Consider the following 13,278-nt stretch of genomic DNA (forward strand, 5'->3'; position numbering starts at 1 on the left):
TTGATTGTTAATTTCTAAATTGCAGGGTTATTGCTCGTTTTTAAACTAAATTAACCCGTTACTTTTTCAAGCTCACCTGTGCGCCATGGTTCAATGATGATTTTGATATGGTCATTTGGTTTAAATAGGGTGTCAAACGCACCTTGTACGCCGTCTATGCCGACTTTACCAGTACGCATTTTTTGCCATGCGATCTTGCCTGACGCGATGTTCTCAAGTGATTGTGCAAACTCTTCTGGCTGATAGTAATAAGAGAAAATAAGGTCTAACTCTTTCACTGTGGCATAGGCAAAGTTAACGTTTAGTGGCGCGGTATGTACACCTGTTACAACGATTTTTGCTTTTGCTGGCGCACGTAAAATGTAGTCGTTTAATAAGCGGCTTACACCAGCACATTCAAAAATAACCACTTTATTATTGTCTGCAAGGGCTGCTGCTTTGGCTACTTCATCATCTAGGGTCGGGTTAACATATTCAGTCGCACCAAACTCAAGAGCGACGTGTTTTTTACTCTCTTGTGGGTCTGAGGCAATAATATGTTTAACACCTTGCAATCTAAGTGCTGCAATTGCGGCAAGGCCAATTGGGCCACAACCAACCACGATTGCTATGTCGTCATTACTCATTAGTGCGCGGTTTACCGCATGCAAGCCAACAGCAAGGGGTTCTGTAATGGCTGCAGCTTCTGATGGTACTGCATCAGGAATAGGTAATAACAAAGCTTCATCAACGATAAAGTATTCAGAATAGGCACCATACAGCCCTGGGGTTACACCCACGCCAGCACCGCCGGCAGAGAGTAAGATTGGCACTGAGGTTACACGGGTGCCTTTAGCAAGTTCGCCTTTGGTATTTGGGCCGTAGCTGACGATTTCTGCCGCATACTCGTGACCTAGTAATACTTCTTGGTCATCACCTGCATCGTTTGCCATGATGCCCAAGTTTTTATAGATATCAAATACATCACTCGTGTGGCGGGTGATATGAATATCTGAACCGCAAATACCGCAAGCAAGGCTTTTTACGAGTACTTGTCCTGGTCCTGGTGTTGGAATATCAATTTGTTTTACATGCAGTTTACCATTTTGCATGGCAACAGAGTTCATTTGGGTCATTTGTGTGTCCTCGATCAATCACGAAGAAGTTTCTTCGTTTCGATCTCTAGACTAAAGTAAAGTGACTGGTGATATCTTGACTTTTTACGCCAAAAATACAACAAATTGCGACAATGCTGTTTATAAATTCTTCATTTATGATTTTTTAAAACAAAAAGATCATGAGTATTTATTGGTTTCTTGGTGCGAATTTAAAACGAGTAAGCCTTTAATTGTCGATAGAATTGAAGTTAAAACCCTAAACTAACCATCAGGGTTTTAACTTTGACATTTTTAAGGCTTAGCCGAAATAGGCAGTATTGAGGTATAAATGAGTAAATACACCAGCAAAGTAACCCAGTAAAATGACAGGCGACCATTTTAAGTGGCTATTAAATGTGTAAATCCCTCGTGCTTGGCCCATTAGTGCAACACCCGCAGCTGAACCAATCGATAGTAAACTACCGCCAATCCCAGCTGTTAGGGTGATCAATAGCCATTGACCATGAGACATCTCTGGCATCATTTGAAGAACAGCAAACATCACAGGAATGTTATCTACTACCGCTGACATCAAGCCTAATATAATATTTGCGCCAGTTGCTGACCAATTCGTATAAAGTAAATCAGAAAGCAGTGCTAAATAGCCTATAAACCCTAAACCACCGACGCAAATAACAATACCGTAGAAGAACAATAATGTATCCCACTCAGCGCGTGATACCCGGCTAAATACATCAAAAGGAACAACGTTACCTAGGCGAGACAAGCGCTCTTTATCTCCTTCACGCTCTGCCATCGCGCGTTTTCTGGCAAGCGAGCCGGGCAGGGTGACTCGTAAAAAGTAACCAAAAAATTGTAAGTAACCTAAACCCATCATCATGCCTACAACAGGAGGTAAGCCAAAGGCTGTTTTTAGTACTACGGCAGTTAAAATTGTTAATAAAAACAGGCATAAGATTCGTAGTGCACCGCGTTTTAATTCAATATCTTCGTCGACAGTATCAGGGTGTTTATTATTGATGAATAAAGACATTACCGCCGCTGGAATGATATAGCTTACAAGTGCAGGTAAAAACAATACAAAAAACTCTGTAAATTCAACAACGTCAGCTTGCCAAACCATTAGCGTGGTAATGTCTCCAAACGGGCTGAATGCACCGCCGGCATTGGCTGCTATCACAATATTAATGCATGACATGGCGATAAAGCGGTTATCATTTGCGGCAACTTTCATTACAACTGCACACAATAGTAGCGCTGTTGTGAGGTTATCGGCGATGGGAGAAATACAAAAAGCCAGTACGCCACTGATCCAAAATAATTGTTTATAACTAAAGCCTCTGGCAACCAGCCAACAACGTAGGCCATCAAACAGTCTGCGCTCTTCTAAGGCATTAATATAGGTCATGGCGACCAATAGAAATAGCATCAGTTCAGAGAACTCAAGCAATGCATGGCGAAATGCATCTGTGCTCAAGTCTGACATATTGTAAGCACTGTATTGCCAAGCAATTAATGTCCAAATGATACCAGCAGCAACAAGAACGGGTTTTGACTTACGTAGATGGATTTTTTCTTCAAGGATAACCAGTACATAAGCGAAGATAAAAATGACAAGGCAGATAATACCAACAGGGTGGGTGAGTAGATCGATAGTACCGGTTGACGCAGCATGAGCTTGGCCAGCGAAACTTAGCAAGGACAGGATCAATCCTTGTAGTAGTTTTTTCATTGTATGTTCCAATTAATTCATTTTAATTTCGTTACGGGTTGTGTGCATGTAGCTGCAGACATTTTAGATTCATTCTTTTGGTTATGTAACAAATTGGTAACTAAGAAGTTAGTATTTTGAATATAAATATGGATGATGGCGAGAGCAGACCAGTTGCTTAATCTATAAATTAATCAATAAGTTGAGGGGATTTGAATTGAAAAGGGCTGCATAGTGCAGCCCTAACTTGAAAATTATGCAAAGTGTTTCTCTAAATCGTCAGAACCACCTATATGCTCGCCACCTATAAATACTTGTGGTACTGTTTCACGGCCTGAAATGGCTTTTAAAATCGTTAATGAAGCATGTTTACCTAAAATAATTTCTTCGTAAACATAACCTTTGCTGTCTAACAATGCCTTAGCTTTTGTGCAAAATGGGCAGTTAGGTTTAGTAATAATGCTCACTGGCTCAGGCTTTACTTGAGCTGGGTTAATATATTCAAGCATTGTATCAGCGTCAGATACCTCAAATGGGTCGCCTGGCTTTTGTGGCTCAATGAACATTTTTTCAATAACGCCATCTTTCACTAGCATCGAGTAGCGCCAGCTACGTTTGCCAAATCCTAAGTCGTTTTTGTCGACTAGCATACCCATGCCATCAGTAAATTCGCCGTTGCCATCTGGTAATAGGGTGATGTTTTGCGCTTCTTGATTTTGTGCCCAAGCATTCATTACAAAGGTATCATTTACTGATATACACACAATGTCATCAACACCATTTTGCTTAAACACACCTGCAAGTTCATTGTAACGTGGCAAGTGAGTTGATGAGCAAGTTGGTGTAAATGCGCCGGGTAATGCAAATAGCACAACCGTTTTACCTTTAAAAATTTCATCAGTAGTTACTGACTTCCATTGCTCGTCTACACGGGTTGCGAATGTAACGTTTGGTACTTTTTGACCTTCAATATTGTTTAGCATTGTTTTAATTCCTCTTGATTTGTTGAGTGCTATTATGTCGCCCATAGCTTAATAGTTCCAATCGTTTATTTTTATAGTTATGATAGTTAAAAACTATTGATGAGTTTGCGATGAATTTAAAAGATTTTGAATATGTAAAAGCGGTGGCGCAGTTTAAACACTTTCGTAAAGCCGCAGATGCTTGTTATGTCAGTCAGCCAACTCTCAGTGGACAAATTAAAAAGCTTGAACAAGAGCTTGGAGTGACAATATTTGATCGCTCTACTAAACAAGTCACTTTAACAGCGCAAGGAACGCGTTTACTTAGTCAAATCTCTCTTATCCTTGAACAAACCAAGGTGCTTAAAGAGTTAGCGGCAAGCTCTCACGATCCACTCAAGGGGAAGGTTAATGTTGGTATTATTCCTACCATCGCGCCTTATTTATTGCCGACCTTGTTAACTTCAATGAAGCAGGCCTTCAACGAAACACAATTTTCATTCATTGAAATGCAAACCGCACAAATACTGACAGCACTCGATGCCGGCGATATTGATATTGCGATTGTCGCTGATGTGCCAGATTTAGCGAGCTATCATATTTCGTCTTTGTATAAAGAAGATTTTTTAGTGGCAGTGTCTGAACAACACCCACTTGCAAGCCGAACAGAGGTGGCACTGCGTGAGTTAAACGAATGCGATATTTTAATGCTAAACGAGGGGCATTGCTTTAAAGAGCAAGCTGAACAGTTCTGTTTTTCGGCAGGAGTTGAAGTGTCTAATCAGTACAAAGGTAATAGCATCGAAACTTTACTTGCGCTGGTGGCGATGAATGACGGCATTACCTTTGTACCAAAACTAGCATGTACAGCACGTGCAGGAATAAATTACCTTACGATGAAACCAAACCAGCAACGTCATGTGGTTATTGCAACGCGTAAGCATTACCCACATATTGCTGGAGTAGAGTTGTTAGCGCAATGGCTAAGCCATCATGAAGGTTTAAAAGCTCATTTGCTCTTTTCCAGCTAGTTCAACAATATCGTTAATCTGAATATTTGGCAGTGGCTGTTGGTCAATGCTTATTGCAACCGCAGACTGCTGATAAAGCTGTGTAACTTTTAACTGGTTTAACGTGGTTATCTTATGGGGCAACTTGTTACCTTGCGCATCGGTTAAGTAATTATGATGTGCAATATTTAGTATTTGCCCTTGTTCAAGACCATGCGCTTTACCAAGATTAATGATTAGCCTATCGTTTTCAATATGTAGAATTTTACCTTGAGTAGGCAAGCAAGCCATAACTGCTTGCAAGTCATAGGTCAATGTTTGGTTTATGTCGGTAATGGCTTTGCCATAATCGGTTGCCCAAAATCGGTCGCTGTAAACATCGATAATTTCGGTTTTTTTGTATGGCCAAATCCCTTCTGTTTGGTAGCTTTTTTGCCAAAGTTTTTCGTATGTCGTGCCATCAAATAACACATAGTCAACTTTGTATGCGCGCTTAAAACTATCGTCTTGCCAAAAAGCATAGTCGTTATTGATTTTATGGTTGACCGATAAGTCGCGAATACGACTTAACAATACATATTGCGAATTGCTGCGGCTGGTGATCTCTTCAAGTAATGCATTACTGTAGTCATATTGCTGTGTAAAGAAATGATCGACTCTAAGCGGCAAATTATAATAAGCCGTGGGTTTAGCTGCCATTTGAGTGTTCTCTAAGCTGGTATACAGGTGCTCACTAATCGCTTTGTTTACGTCAAAAATTTGGCCCATACGAGCTTGTTCACGATTAGCCAACTGGCTTTGTGTAACTGCAATAAATTTAGTGTATTGATTTGCTGGGCACTCTTCAGCTTGTGGGAAAATATCTAAACGCAGGGTAATGGCATAGGTGTCGTTATGGCGGTTTTCGCTGATCAATTCAATTTTTTGTATTTCACCATGACTACTGATCTTTAGTTGATCTTGTGTCAAAACCCCGTCAACTAAGGTTTGTACAGAGGAAACTCGAGCGCCAGAGAATACTAAAGCTTGCGTTATCGCATCTTTTATTGCGGCTGATTTTGCTTGACTAGTATCACCATTTTTGACCGTAGCATGCCCTGTAGACTCAAACCATTGAGCTAAACTATTGTTTGAAAAAACAATTGCACTGACTAAACCAAGCCATTTTATATTTGCCATAATTTTAACTTTCATGCTGACACCTAGCATTGATACTCATAGATTACAGGTAAATGAGCAAGGACTGTACCAGATGTGGCATTAAACGTGCATATTTACGAGAAATGAGTTCTAAGCGGAAGCAAATTATGCGAGCACTTTTATTAAGCGGGCTAGTTGCCTGCACAGCATTAACAGGCTGCAGTAGTATTTTCGACAAGCATGTCGAGTATCGCTATGTAGAGCCTGATAATTATCCAGTACTAAAAGCAATAGGTTACGCGCCAATTAGCGCTCAACCAAGTAGCAATGAGTCGCAACGCACCTTACTTGCAATTAAAGCGTCAAAGCTTGAAGCTTACCGTGAACTTGCTGAGCAAGTGTATGGGCAAAAAATTTCCGCAGGCACAACAGTGCAAAATAGTATTGCTCAAAACGATCAATTACAAAGCCAGGTATTAGGTGTCATAAAAGGTGCGCAGGTTATAAAAACTTATGCAGTAGGCGATACCTACGCAACAGAATTACAACTTGATATGAAACGCGTACATGACCTTTATATTGGCGAAATAAAACCACGCGAAGTTAAAAAAGTAACCTATTACTAGGTTACAACATCAGAAATGTATAATCTGCTCTAAAAAATAAAGCGCGATAATTTGGTATTATCGCGCTTTATTTTTGTATTCAATTTAATATCAGTTGCTAGGCTTTTAGGTTATGTACAATTGTTTTGTCGCCTTGAACCACACTGCCGCCTTGGTCGTAGGTCATCGATGAAGGCGAACCGATTAAGATATCTTTAAGTTGTTTAACACTTAGTTGAGCTTGATGCGCAGCATGAGCGTTAACATCGTTTTTCTTTTTACATTCAGCAAGTAGGCTGTTCACTTGCTTAATAAGAGCAGTAACGTCGTCATCTTTAGAATCATTATTGACTGATAGTTTCTGCACTTCTTTGTCGATAGTTTGAATTTGTTGCAGCAAAGAGATTTTCTGTTGGGCAATACTTTTTAACCCTTCGCCACGTTTCGATGCGATTGCATTGAGTTCATCATCTAAAAGCGCAGCAATAGACTCCAAGCAAGAAACTTGTTGTGTTAGTTTACTGGCAATTAAATGATTATGATTAGCCATAGACATCAAACTCAAATGCGGCGATGTTCTTCGCTAGTTTTTCAGCATCAATTTGGTATTTACCTTCACTAATTGCTTTTTTTAATTCGGCAACTTTGTTACTGTCAAAACCAGACGATTGCTCAGCTTTTTCTTGCAAAGATTTAAGCTGCTTAGCTTGAGGTGTTAAGCTTACAGAATCTGCACTTGCTTTTGGCGCAGCTGATTTAGCTTCAGCAGCGTTAGCATTATCTTTTTGTAAATCAAGCTTTTTTTGCTTGGTATTTGTCAACACAGAGGTTTGTTGTTGACCATTATTGACATTGCTTACCATAATATTTGACCTATACATTACCCAACATATGCCTTTATATCGGCAGGCACAGCGGATACTTTAGCATAAATATAAAAAATTAAATATTTACCTGAACAGACTCGACACCATCCACACGTGCATTTAATACTTTACCTGATTTTTTGTTTTTTACACGCACTAATTCGTCTAACGTACCATCTTCAAGGGCAATGCCTGTCGTTTTAATTCTAAGGCCTCGTAGTGAAGCGTAAATAGTCACGTTGTCGCCTTTACAAACCATGCAAACCTGACTCATTACAATTGGTGTACCGTCACGCAAATTGCGCTTAATTCGACTGCCAATAAGTATAGACTCATCTTGCACATATTGCGTTCTAACAAACTGTTTTGGTTTCATTTCAAGGCGTAAATGTTCAGCCCTGATCACTTCACCACGACTTAAATGAGTTGTCACAACAACCACAGGCTCAAGCTCAATGATGCGCACGTGTACGTATTGGGTCCAACTATTTATATCTTCGCACTTAAGTTGTACAGTTACCTGCCGATTAAAAGGAGGTGTTGTTGGTACTTCTTTACTTAAAGGTGATTCGCACACTCTGTCGGGTATGCGGCTATCAAGCGGCAATGCACTCACTTGTGGTGTACTTTCTAGATCAGTAAGCTGCTCACTAACAAAATCGATAGCGATCTGTTGAAGCTGCTCGTTTTTATATACTTCTGCATGCACTTGTGTAATGGACAACAAGCTAGCAAGGAAATAAAAAACACTGTATCTTCGGCTTTTTTTTAACAAACTCATATTGTTTCGACTATGCTTATGGTTGAAAACAAGGTATAAATATTTTGCGTCAAAAAACAGACGCTTTGTAACCTTATGTAGCTTTAACACAAAGAAAGCAATTATTGTTCCGGCTCTGATTGTTTATCTTTAGGAGATTGAAATGGCAGGCATTTTAGACTCAGTGAACCAGCGCACGCAGTTGGTTGGGCAAAACCGCCTTGAATTACTATTATTCAAACTCAGAGGGCGACAACGCTTTGGTATCAATGTGTTTAAAGTGAGAGAGGTTTTGCAATGCCCACCACTCACAAACATGCCCAAATCTAATGCTTATATACGAGGCGTAGCTCACATTCGCGGTCAGACTATTTCAGTCATTGATTTATCAATGGCCGTTGGCGGTCCTGCTATCGAAAATATCAAAGACAGCTTTATTATCATTGCTGAATACAACCGCTCTGTGCAGGGGTTTTTAGTTGGCGGTGTTGAACGTATCGTTAATATGAATTGGGAAAAAATAATGCCTCCACCATCAGGTGCGGGTCGTTATTCTTACCTAACTGCGGTCACCGAAATCGAAAACGAGCTGGTTGAAATTCTAGACGTAGAAAAAATCTTGAATGAAATTTGCCCTGTAAATACAGAAGTAAGTGCAGAAGTAGTGGGTGATGGTGAAATCCAGCGAGACTTAGGTGAACGTATTGTCTTTATAGCAGACGACTCTGCTGTTGCGCGAAACCAAGTTAAGCGAGCGCTTGAGCCATTAGGTGTACAAACTGAGCTCGCTAAAAATGGTAAAGAGGCTTTATTACGGTTACGTGAGATTGCAAAACTCGATTGCCAAAACGATATTACTGAACGCGTAGGGTTATTAATTTCAGATGTTGAAATGCCTGAAATGGATGGTTATACCCTTACGGCAGAGATAAAAGCGGATCCAAAATTATCACCTTTGCATGTGATCTTACACACTTCTTTAAGCGGTGTATTTAACCAAGCAATGATCCAAAAAGTAGGTGCAGATGATTTTATTGCAAAATTTAACCCTGACGAATTAGCAACGGCTGTTAAAAAGTGGGTTCATTGTGATTAATTATTTATAGGTGGTATTACTTTGGAAAATAAGCACTTACAACAAAGCGAATACGATCAATTTCGCTCTTTTCTAGAGCAACAGTGTGGCATTGTGTTAGGCGACAATAAGCTTTACCTAGTGAAAAGTCGTCTTGCGCCATTAATGGTGCGCTTTAACGTTGAGTCTTTATCGCAATTAGTTAGTAAAACGCTCAGTCCACATGAAAGACAGCTTCGTGCTGCTGTTGTGGATGCGATGACGACGAATGAAACCTTATGGTTTCGTGATCAATACCCATTTGAATTGCTTAAAACAAAGCTGTTTCCTGAGTTGAAAGATGTGCGTAGGCCACTAAAAATCTGGTCAGCGGCAAGTTCATCAGGCCAAGAGCCGTATTCAATTGCTATGTCGGTTGCTGAGTTTCAGGCGAAAAACCCTGGCGTACTTAAAATGGGCGCGCAGATTATCGGCACTGATATATCTAATACCATGCTTGATATGTGTAAAAATGCTGAATATGACTCGTTGGCACTGGCCCGTGGTTTATCAATTGAAAGACGGCAAAAGTTTTTTAAAGACAGCGGCAATGGTATGGCGCAGGTGATTGATCCAATCAAAAAAATGGTGAGCTTTAGGCATTTGAATTTATTAGATTCTTACGCCTTAATGGGCAAGTTTGATATCATTTTTTGCCGCAATGTACTGATCTACTTCTCTCCAGAGGTAAAAGCAAAGATTATTTCTCAATTTGCTCAGGCCCTTAATCCAAAAGGGTATTTATTTTTAGGGGCATCTGAATCTATGGCTGGCTTAAGTGATAGCTTCGAGATGGTTCGTTGTAACCCAGGTATTATCTACCAGAAAAAGTAATCTCTTCTTAGCAACCTAGCTCTTAGGTTGCTAAATTATTTATTATTCAAAAGCTTACCGTGCTTTATCTATCTAGTTAATTTTGGCTTGCCTTTTGCATCTGCACTAGCAGAGTCAATTTTTTGGAGATGGTTATGGCTATCAGTTTTGATAAAGCATTTGGTGTGCACCCGCATGCAATGTTGATCCGTTCACAACGCGCTGAGTTATTAGCGACAAACATCGCTAATGCTGATACGCCGGGCTACAAAGCAAAAGATATCGATTTTGCGGCGGCTCTAAAAGCGGCAAAAAGCAACCAGCAAGGCGGCAATAACATGGTACGAACTGACGCAAAACACCTTGCCGGTGGCAGTCGGTTTGTTGGTAACGCAGAAATGTTTCGTACGCCAAATCAAGCAGATACAGGTGATGGTAACTCAGTTGATATACAAGTGGAACGAAACTTGTATGTACAGAACTCATTAGAGTATCAGGCAAGCCTGCAATTTATGAGTAGTAAAATTAAAGGCCTTAAAAAAGCCCTCGGTAGTCAAGGAGCTTAATCATGAGTTTATATAATGTTTTTGATATTTCAGGCACTGGTATGAGCGCGCAAAATGTGCGTCTTAATACAACAGCAAGTAATATCTCGAATGCGAATACGATTAGCTCTAGTCAAGACAAAACATACCGAGCGCGCCATCCTGTTTTTGCTGCGGAGTTGACTAAAGCGTCAGCAACACAAAGCAATCCTCAGGGCTCTTCTGTTGGCGTAAAAGTGTTGGGTATTGTTGAGAGCGATAAGCCTCTGCAAATAGAGTACAACCCTAATCACCCCAGTGCGGATGAAAACGGTTATATCTACAAACCTAACGTTAATGTCGTAGAAGAAATGGCTAATATGATTTCTGCCTCTCGCTCTTACCAAACAAATGTGCAAGTTGCTGATGCAGCTAAGCAAATGTTAAGTAAAACACTGTTGCTTGGGCAGCGGTAACCGAGGATAAGTTATGAGTAACGACATCAGCAGTGCGTCATCCACGTATTTAGATAATTTACGTTGGCAGGACAATCAAAACAAACCAGAAGAGAAAGATGACACTTTAACGCAAGAAGACTTCTTCTCGCTTTTAACACAACAGTTGTCGTTTCAAGACCCAAGCAAGCCGGCTGATAATGATCAAATGATTGCTCAGATGACCAACTTTACCATGGCTGAAGGGATCTCGAATTTAAACTCAAAATTTGATGCACTTACTGCGTCAATGACATCGAACTCGGCATTACAAGCTTCGACCTTAGTTGGTAAACAAGCACTATTAGAATCAAATACGATTGATTTTGATGGTAGTAACGTTGCTAAGGGATCGGCAATTGCAGAAACGCCTGTTGAAGATCTTACGCTTCGCATTACTGATGAGTCAGGTCAACTTGTACGTACCATCAGCATGGGCGCTCAATCGGCTGGCGCAGTTCGTTTTGAGTGGGATGGTAAAAATGACGATGGAGAGCTTTTGCCTCCAGGCGAATACGAAGTTAAAGCTGAAGGATTCCAAAATGGTGACTATAGCAGTCTACCTTTAGCGACTTTCAAAAATATTGAAAGCGTTAATATCAATGGATCTAGCGGCATTATTATTAATACTAAAGAAGGCGCGGTTAGGCTAACTGATGTTGCAGAAATCGCTTAATTACACAGATTAACTAGTTAGCCTAGTGCTACAGATTGACACTTTAGAGGTGACTTATGAGCTTCAATATTGCATTAACCGGCCTTGCTGCCGCGCAAAAAGACTTAGATGTAACAGCAAACAATATTGCTAACGTTAACACCACAGGCTTTAAAGAGTCTCGTGCTGAGTTTGCTGATGTGTACGCATCATCAGTATTTAGCTCAGGTAAAACTAAAAATGGTGACGGCGTAAGAACTACAATGGTGGCACAACAATTTCACCAAGGTTCATTATCTTTCACTAATAACTCTCTGGACTTAGCAATTACTGGTGAAGGCTACTTTGCCATGGCAAATGACCTAGGTGCACAAGATTTTACATATACTCGTGCTGGTGCGTTCAAACTTAATAAAGACAACTTTATTGTGGATGCTAGCGGAAACTACTTACAAGGTTTCCCTGTTGATGAAGCAACGGGTGATACAACTTCTGTTAGTTTAAGCACATCTTCTGCGCTACAAATTCCTGATGCATCAGGTTCTCCACGCGCTACGACCAATGTTTATTCGTCGTTTAACTTAGATTCGCGTGCATTAACGCCAGCAGTTACACCATTTGACCCTGAGACAAGTGCGTCGTATAACAGTTCAACATCAACAACAGTGTATGATTCTTTAGGTGAGCCACACATTTTACAGTTCTTCTTTGTTAAAACTGACGCAGCAGTGACTGGTAATGACAATGAATGGCAAGTGTTTGCAACACTTGATGAAAAGCCGTTTGCTGCTAATGGTACTGAGCAAACTACGTCGCCATATACGCCTATTTCAACTTTTCAGTTTGACTCAAGTGGTTTACCTCAAAGCACTGATGGAACTGCAAATACAGATGCTACGTTTAATCCATTAACAATACCTTCAGGCGGTATATCTGGTTTATTATCTAACGGTGCGAGTTTCCCTGATGATGTAAACATCAATTGGCGCGATGAAGCTGGTACAACGAATAAAATACCGACTCAATATGCAAGTAACTTTGAAGTGAAAGCGCTAGAGCAAGATGGTGCGACTGTAGGTCGTCTATCAGGTATTGATATTGGTACAGATGGTAAAATCGTTGCTTCTTACAGTAATGGTGATACTTCATTCTTAGGCCAAGTGGCAATGGTGCGCTTTTCTAACTCACAAGGTTTACAGCAAGTGGGTAACACGGCATGGAAGAAAAGCTTAACCTCTGGTGAGCCAATTGCCGGTGAACCAGGTTCAGGTACATTAGGTTCAATTAACTCATCAGCCCTTGAGCAGTCAAACGTTAACTTAACAAGTGAACTTGTTGATTTGATCAGTGCACAACGTAATTTCCAAGCAAATTCACGTGCATTAGAAGTTAACTCAACACTACAACAAAACATCCTACAGATCCGTTAATCTAAACGGCTCTGAGCTTAATCCGACACGAAGGCTGCTCCCTCAATTGGCAGCCTTTTTTCATTTTTACCATCCTATTTATGCGTCAATTTTACTT

At 40.4% G+C, this 13,278-nt stretch carries 15 protein-coding genes; 8 read left to right on the forward strand and 7 right to left on the reverse strand.

Going from position 1 to position 13,278, the window contains the following annotated elements; all coding sequences use genetic code 11:
- Positions 1-50: 50 nt before the first annotated feature.
- The 3 genes from QL229_RS06955 to QL229_RS06965 form a co-directional block, all read right to left on the reverse strand.
- The gene (locus QL229_RS06955) at positions 51-1,115 is read right to left on the reverse strand and encodes a zinc-binding dehydrogenase (protein ID WP_235382554.1); all 1,065 of its coding nucleotides are present in this window, start codon (positions 1,113-1,115) and stop codon (positions 51-53) included.
- A gap of 280 nt (positions 1,116-1,395) precedes the next feature.
- Positions 1,396-2,829: a sodium:proton antiporter NhaD gene (gene nhaD, locus QL229_RS06960; protein ID WP_135923810.1), complete on the reverse strand. Its 1,434-nt coding sequence runs from the start codon at positions 2,827-2,829 to the stop codon at positions 1,396-1,398.
- Between the two features lie 233 nt (positions 2,830-3,062).
- Positions 3,063-3,791 carry a glutathione peroxidase gene (locus tag QL229_RS06965; protein ID WP_281546643.1) on the reverse strand — a complete coding sequence of 243 codons (729 nt, stop codon included), beginning with the start codon at positions 3,789-3,791 and terminating at the stop codon, positions 3,063-3,065.
- A gap of 110 nt (positions 3,792-3,901) precedes the next feature.
- On the opposite strand from QL229_RS06965, the gene QL229_RS06970 reads away from it, so the two are divergent.
- Positions 3,902-4,801, forward strand: coding sequence for a LysR substrate-binding domain-containing protein (locus QL229_RS06970; protein WP_235382555.1), 900 nt, complete (start codon positions 3,902-3,904; stop codon positions 4,799-4,801).
- On the opposite strand, the gene QL229_RS06975 is transcribed toward QL229_RS06970, so the two are convergent.
- Positions 4,772-5,959 (reverse strand): flagellar assembly protein FlgT, encoded by a 1,188-nt coding sequence (locus QL229_RS06975; RefSeq protein ID WP_168246754.1) that lies wholly within the window; start codon positions 5,957-5,959, stop codon positions 4,772-4,774. The two genes, QL229_RS06970 and QL229_RS06975, sit on opposite strands and share 30 nt — an antisense overlap.
- Positions 5,960-6,087: 128 nt before the next feature.
- Here QL229_RS06975 and QL229_RS06980 point away from each other — a divergent pair, with 128 nt between their 5' ends.
- Positions 6,088-6,546, forward strand: a complete 459-nt coding sequence (locus tag QL229_RS06980) for an LPP20 family lipoprotein (RefSeq protein ID WP_135923814.1) — start codon at positions 6,088-6,090, stop codon at positions 6,544-6,546.
- A 97-nt stretch (positions 6,547-6,643) separates the two neighbouring features.
- Here the strand turns inward: QL229_RS06980 and QL229_RS06985 are convergent, their stop codons facing one another.
- The 3 genes from QL229_RS06985 to flgA form a co-directional block, all read right to left on the reverse strand.
- Entirely contained in the window at positions 6,644-7,075 is a 432-nt protein-coding gene (locus tag QL229_RS06985) for a flagellar protein FlgN (RefSeq protein WP_135923815.1), read from the reverse strand.
- Positions 7,068-7,388: a flagellar biosynthesis anti-sigma factor FlgM gene (flgM, locus tag QL229_RS06990; RefSeq protein WP_135926250.1), complete on the reverse strand. Its 321-nt coding sequence runs from the start codon at positions 7,386-7,388 to the stop codon at positions 7,068-7,070. Before flgM ends, QL229_RS06985 begins: the two co-directional genes overlap by 8 nt.
- A 79-nt stretch (positions 7,389-7,467) precedes the next feature.
- Positions 7,468-8,172 (reverse strand): flagellar basal body P-ring formation chaperone FlgA, encoded by a 705-nt coding sequence (gene flgA, locus QL229_RS06995; RefSeq protein WP_135923816.1) that lies wholly within the window; start codon positions 8,170-8,172, stop codon positions 7,468-7,470.
- A 142-nt stretch (positions 8,173-8,314) separates the two neighbouring features.
- Between flgA and QL229_RS07000 the strand changes: the two genes are divergently transcribed.
- From QL229_RS07000 to flgE, 6 genes are all read left to right on the forward strand, one after another.
- On the forward strand, positions 8,315-9,247 hold the full coding sequence (locus QL229_RS07000; protein WP_135923817.1) for a chemotaxis protein: 933 nt from the start codon (positions 8,315-8,317) through the stop codon (positions 9,245-9,247).
- 21 nt (positions 9,248-9,268) lie between these two features.
- Entirely contained in the window at positions 9,269-10,099 is an 831-nt protein-coding gene (locus QL229_RS07005; RefSeq protein WP_135923818.1) for a protein-glutamate O-methyltransferase CheR, read from the forward strand.
- Positions 10,100-10,233: 134 nt separating this feature from the next.
- Positions 10,234-10,644 (forward strand): flagellar basal body rod protein FlgB, encoded by a 411-nt coding sequence (gene flgB / locus QL229_RS07010; protein ID WP_135923819.1) that lies wholly within the window; start codon positions 10,234-10,236, stop codon positions 10,642-10,644.
- Between the two features lie 2 nt (positions 10,645-10,646).
- Entirely contained in the window at positions 10,647-11,078 is a 432-nt protein-coding gene (gene flgC / locus QL229_RS07015; protein ID WP_135923820.1) for a flagellar basal body rod protein FlgC, read from the forward strand.
- A 13-nt stretch (positions 11,079-11,091) separates the two neighbouring features.
- Positions 11,092-11,772 carry a flagellar hook assembly protein FlgD gene (locus tag QL229_RS07020; RefSeq protein WP_135923821.1) on the forward strand — a complete coding sequence of 227 codons (681 nt, stop codon included), beginning with the start codon at positions 11,092-11,094 and terminating at the stop codon, positions 11,770-11,772.
- 56 nt (positions 11,773-11,828) lie between these two features.
- Positions 11,829-13,181, forward strand: coding sequence for a flagellar hook protein FlgE (gene flgE, locus QL229_RS07025; protein WP_135923822.1), 1,353 nt, complete (start codon positions 11,829-11,831; stop codon positions 13,179-13,181).
- Positions 13,182-13,278: the final 97 nt, after the last annotated feature.

This window comes from Pseudoalteromonas sp. PAR1, assembly GCF_947311895.1.
GTDB lineage: Bacteria > Pseudomonadota > Gammaproteobacteria > Enterobacterales > Alteromonadaceae > Pseudoalteromonas > Pseudoalteromonas lipolytica_C.

Bases quoted from the DNA above. Each gene is read 5' to 3' on its own strand.
- QL229_RS06955 (WP_235382554.1), bottom strand. From the start codon at position 1,115: ATGACCCAAATGAACTCTGTTGCCATGCAAAATGGTAAACTGCATGTA.
- nhaD (WP_135923810.1), bottom strand. From the start codon at position 2,829: ATGAAAAAACTACTACAAGGATTGATCCTGTCCTTGCTAAGTTTCGCT.
- QL229_RS06965 (WP_281546643.1), bottom strand. From the start codon at position 3,791: ATGCTAAACAATATTGAAGGTCAAAAAGTACCAAACGTTACATTCGCA.
- QL229_RS06970 (WP_235382555.1), top strand. From the start codon at position 3,902: ATGAATTTAAAAGATTTTGAATATGTAAAAGCGGTGGCGCAGTTTAAA.
- QL229_RS06975 (WP_168246754.1), bottom strand. From the start codon at position 5,959: ATGGCAAATATAAAATGGCTTGGTTTAGTCAGTGCAATTGTTTTTTCA.
- QL229_RS06980 (WP_135923814.1), top strand. From the start codon at position 6,088: ATGCGAGCACTTTTATTAAGCGGGCTAGTTGCCTGCACAGCATTAACA.
- QL229_RS06985 (WP_135923815.1), bottom strand. From the start codon at position 7,075: ATGGCTAATCATAATCATTTAATTGCCAGTAAACTAACACAACAAGTT.
- flgM (WP_135926250.1), bottom strand. From the start codon at position 7,388: ATGGTAAGCAATGTCAATAATGGTCAACAACAAACCTCTGTGTTGACA.
- flgA (WP_135923816.1), bottom strand. From the start codon at position 8,172: ATGAGTTTGTTAAAAAAAAGCCGAAGATACAGTGTTTTTTATTTCCTT.
- QL229_RS07000 (WP_135923817.1), top strand. From the start codon at position 8,315: ATGGCAGGCATTTTAGACTCAGTGAACCAGCGCACGCAGTTGGTTGGG.
- flgB (WP_135923819.1), top strand. From the start codon at position 10,234: ATGGCTATCAGTTTTGATAAAGCATTTGGTGTGCACCCGCATGCAATG.
- flgC (WP_135923820.1), top strand. From the start codon at position 10,647: ATGAGTTTATATAATGTTTTTGATATTTCAGGCACTGGTATGAGCGCG.
- QL229_RS07020 (WP_135923821.1), top strand. From the start codon at position 11,092: ATGAGTAACGACATCAGCAGTGCGTCATCCACGTATTTAGATAATTTA.
- flgE (WP_135923822.1), top strand. From the start codon at position 11,829: ATGAGCTTCAATATTGCATTAACCGGCCTTGCTGCCGCGCAAAAAGAC.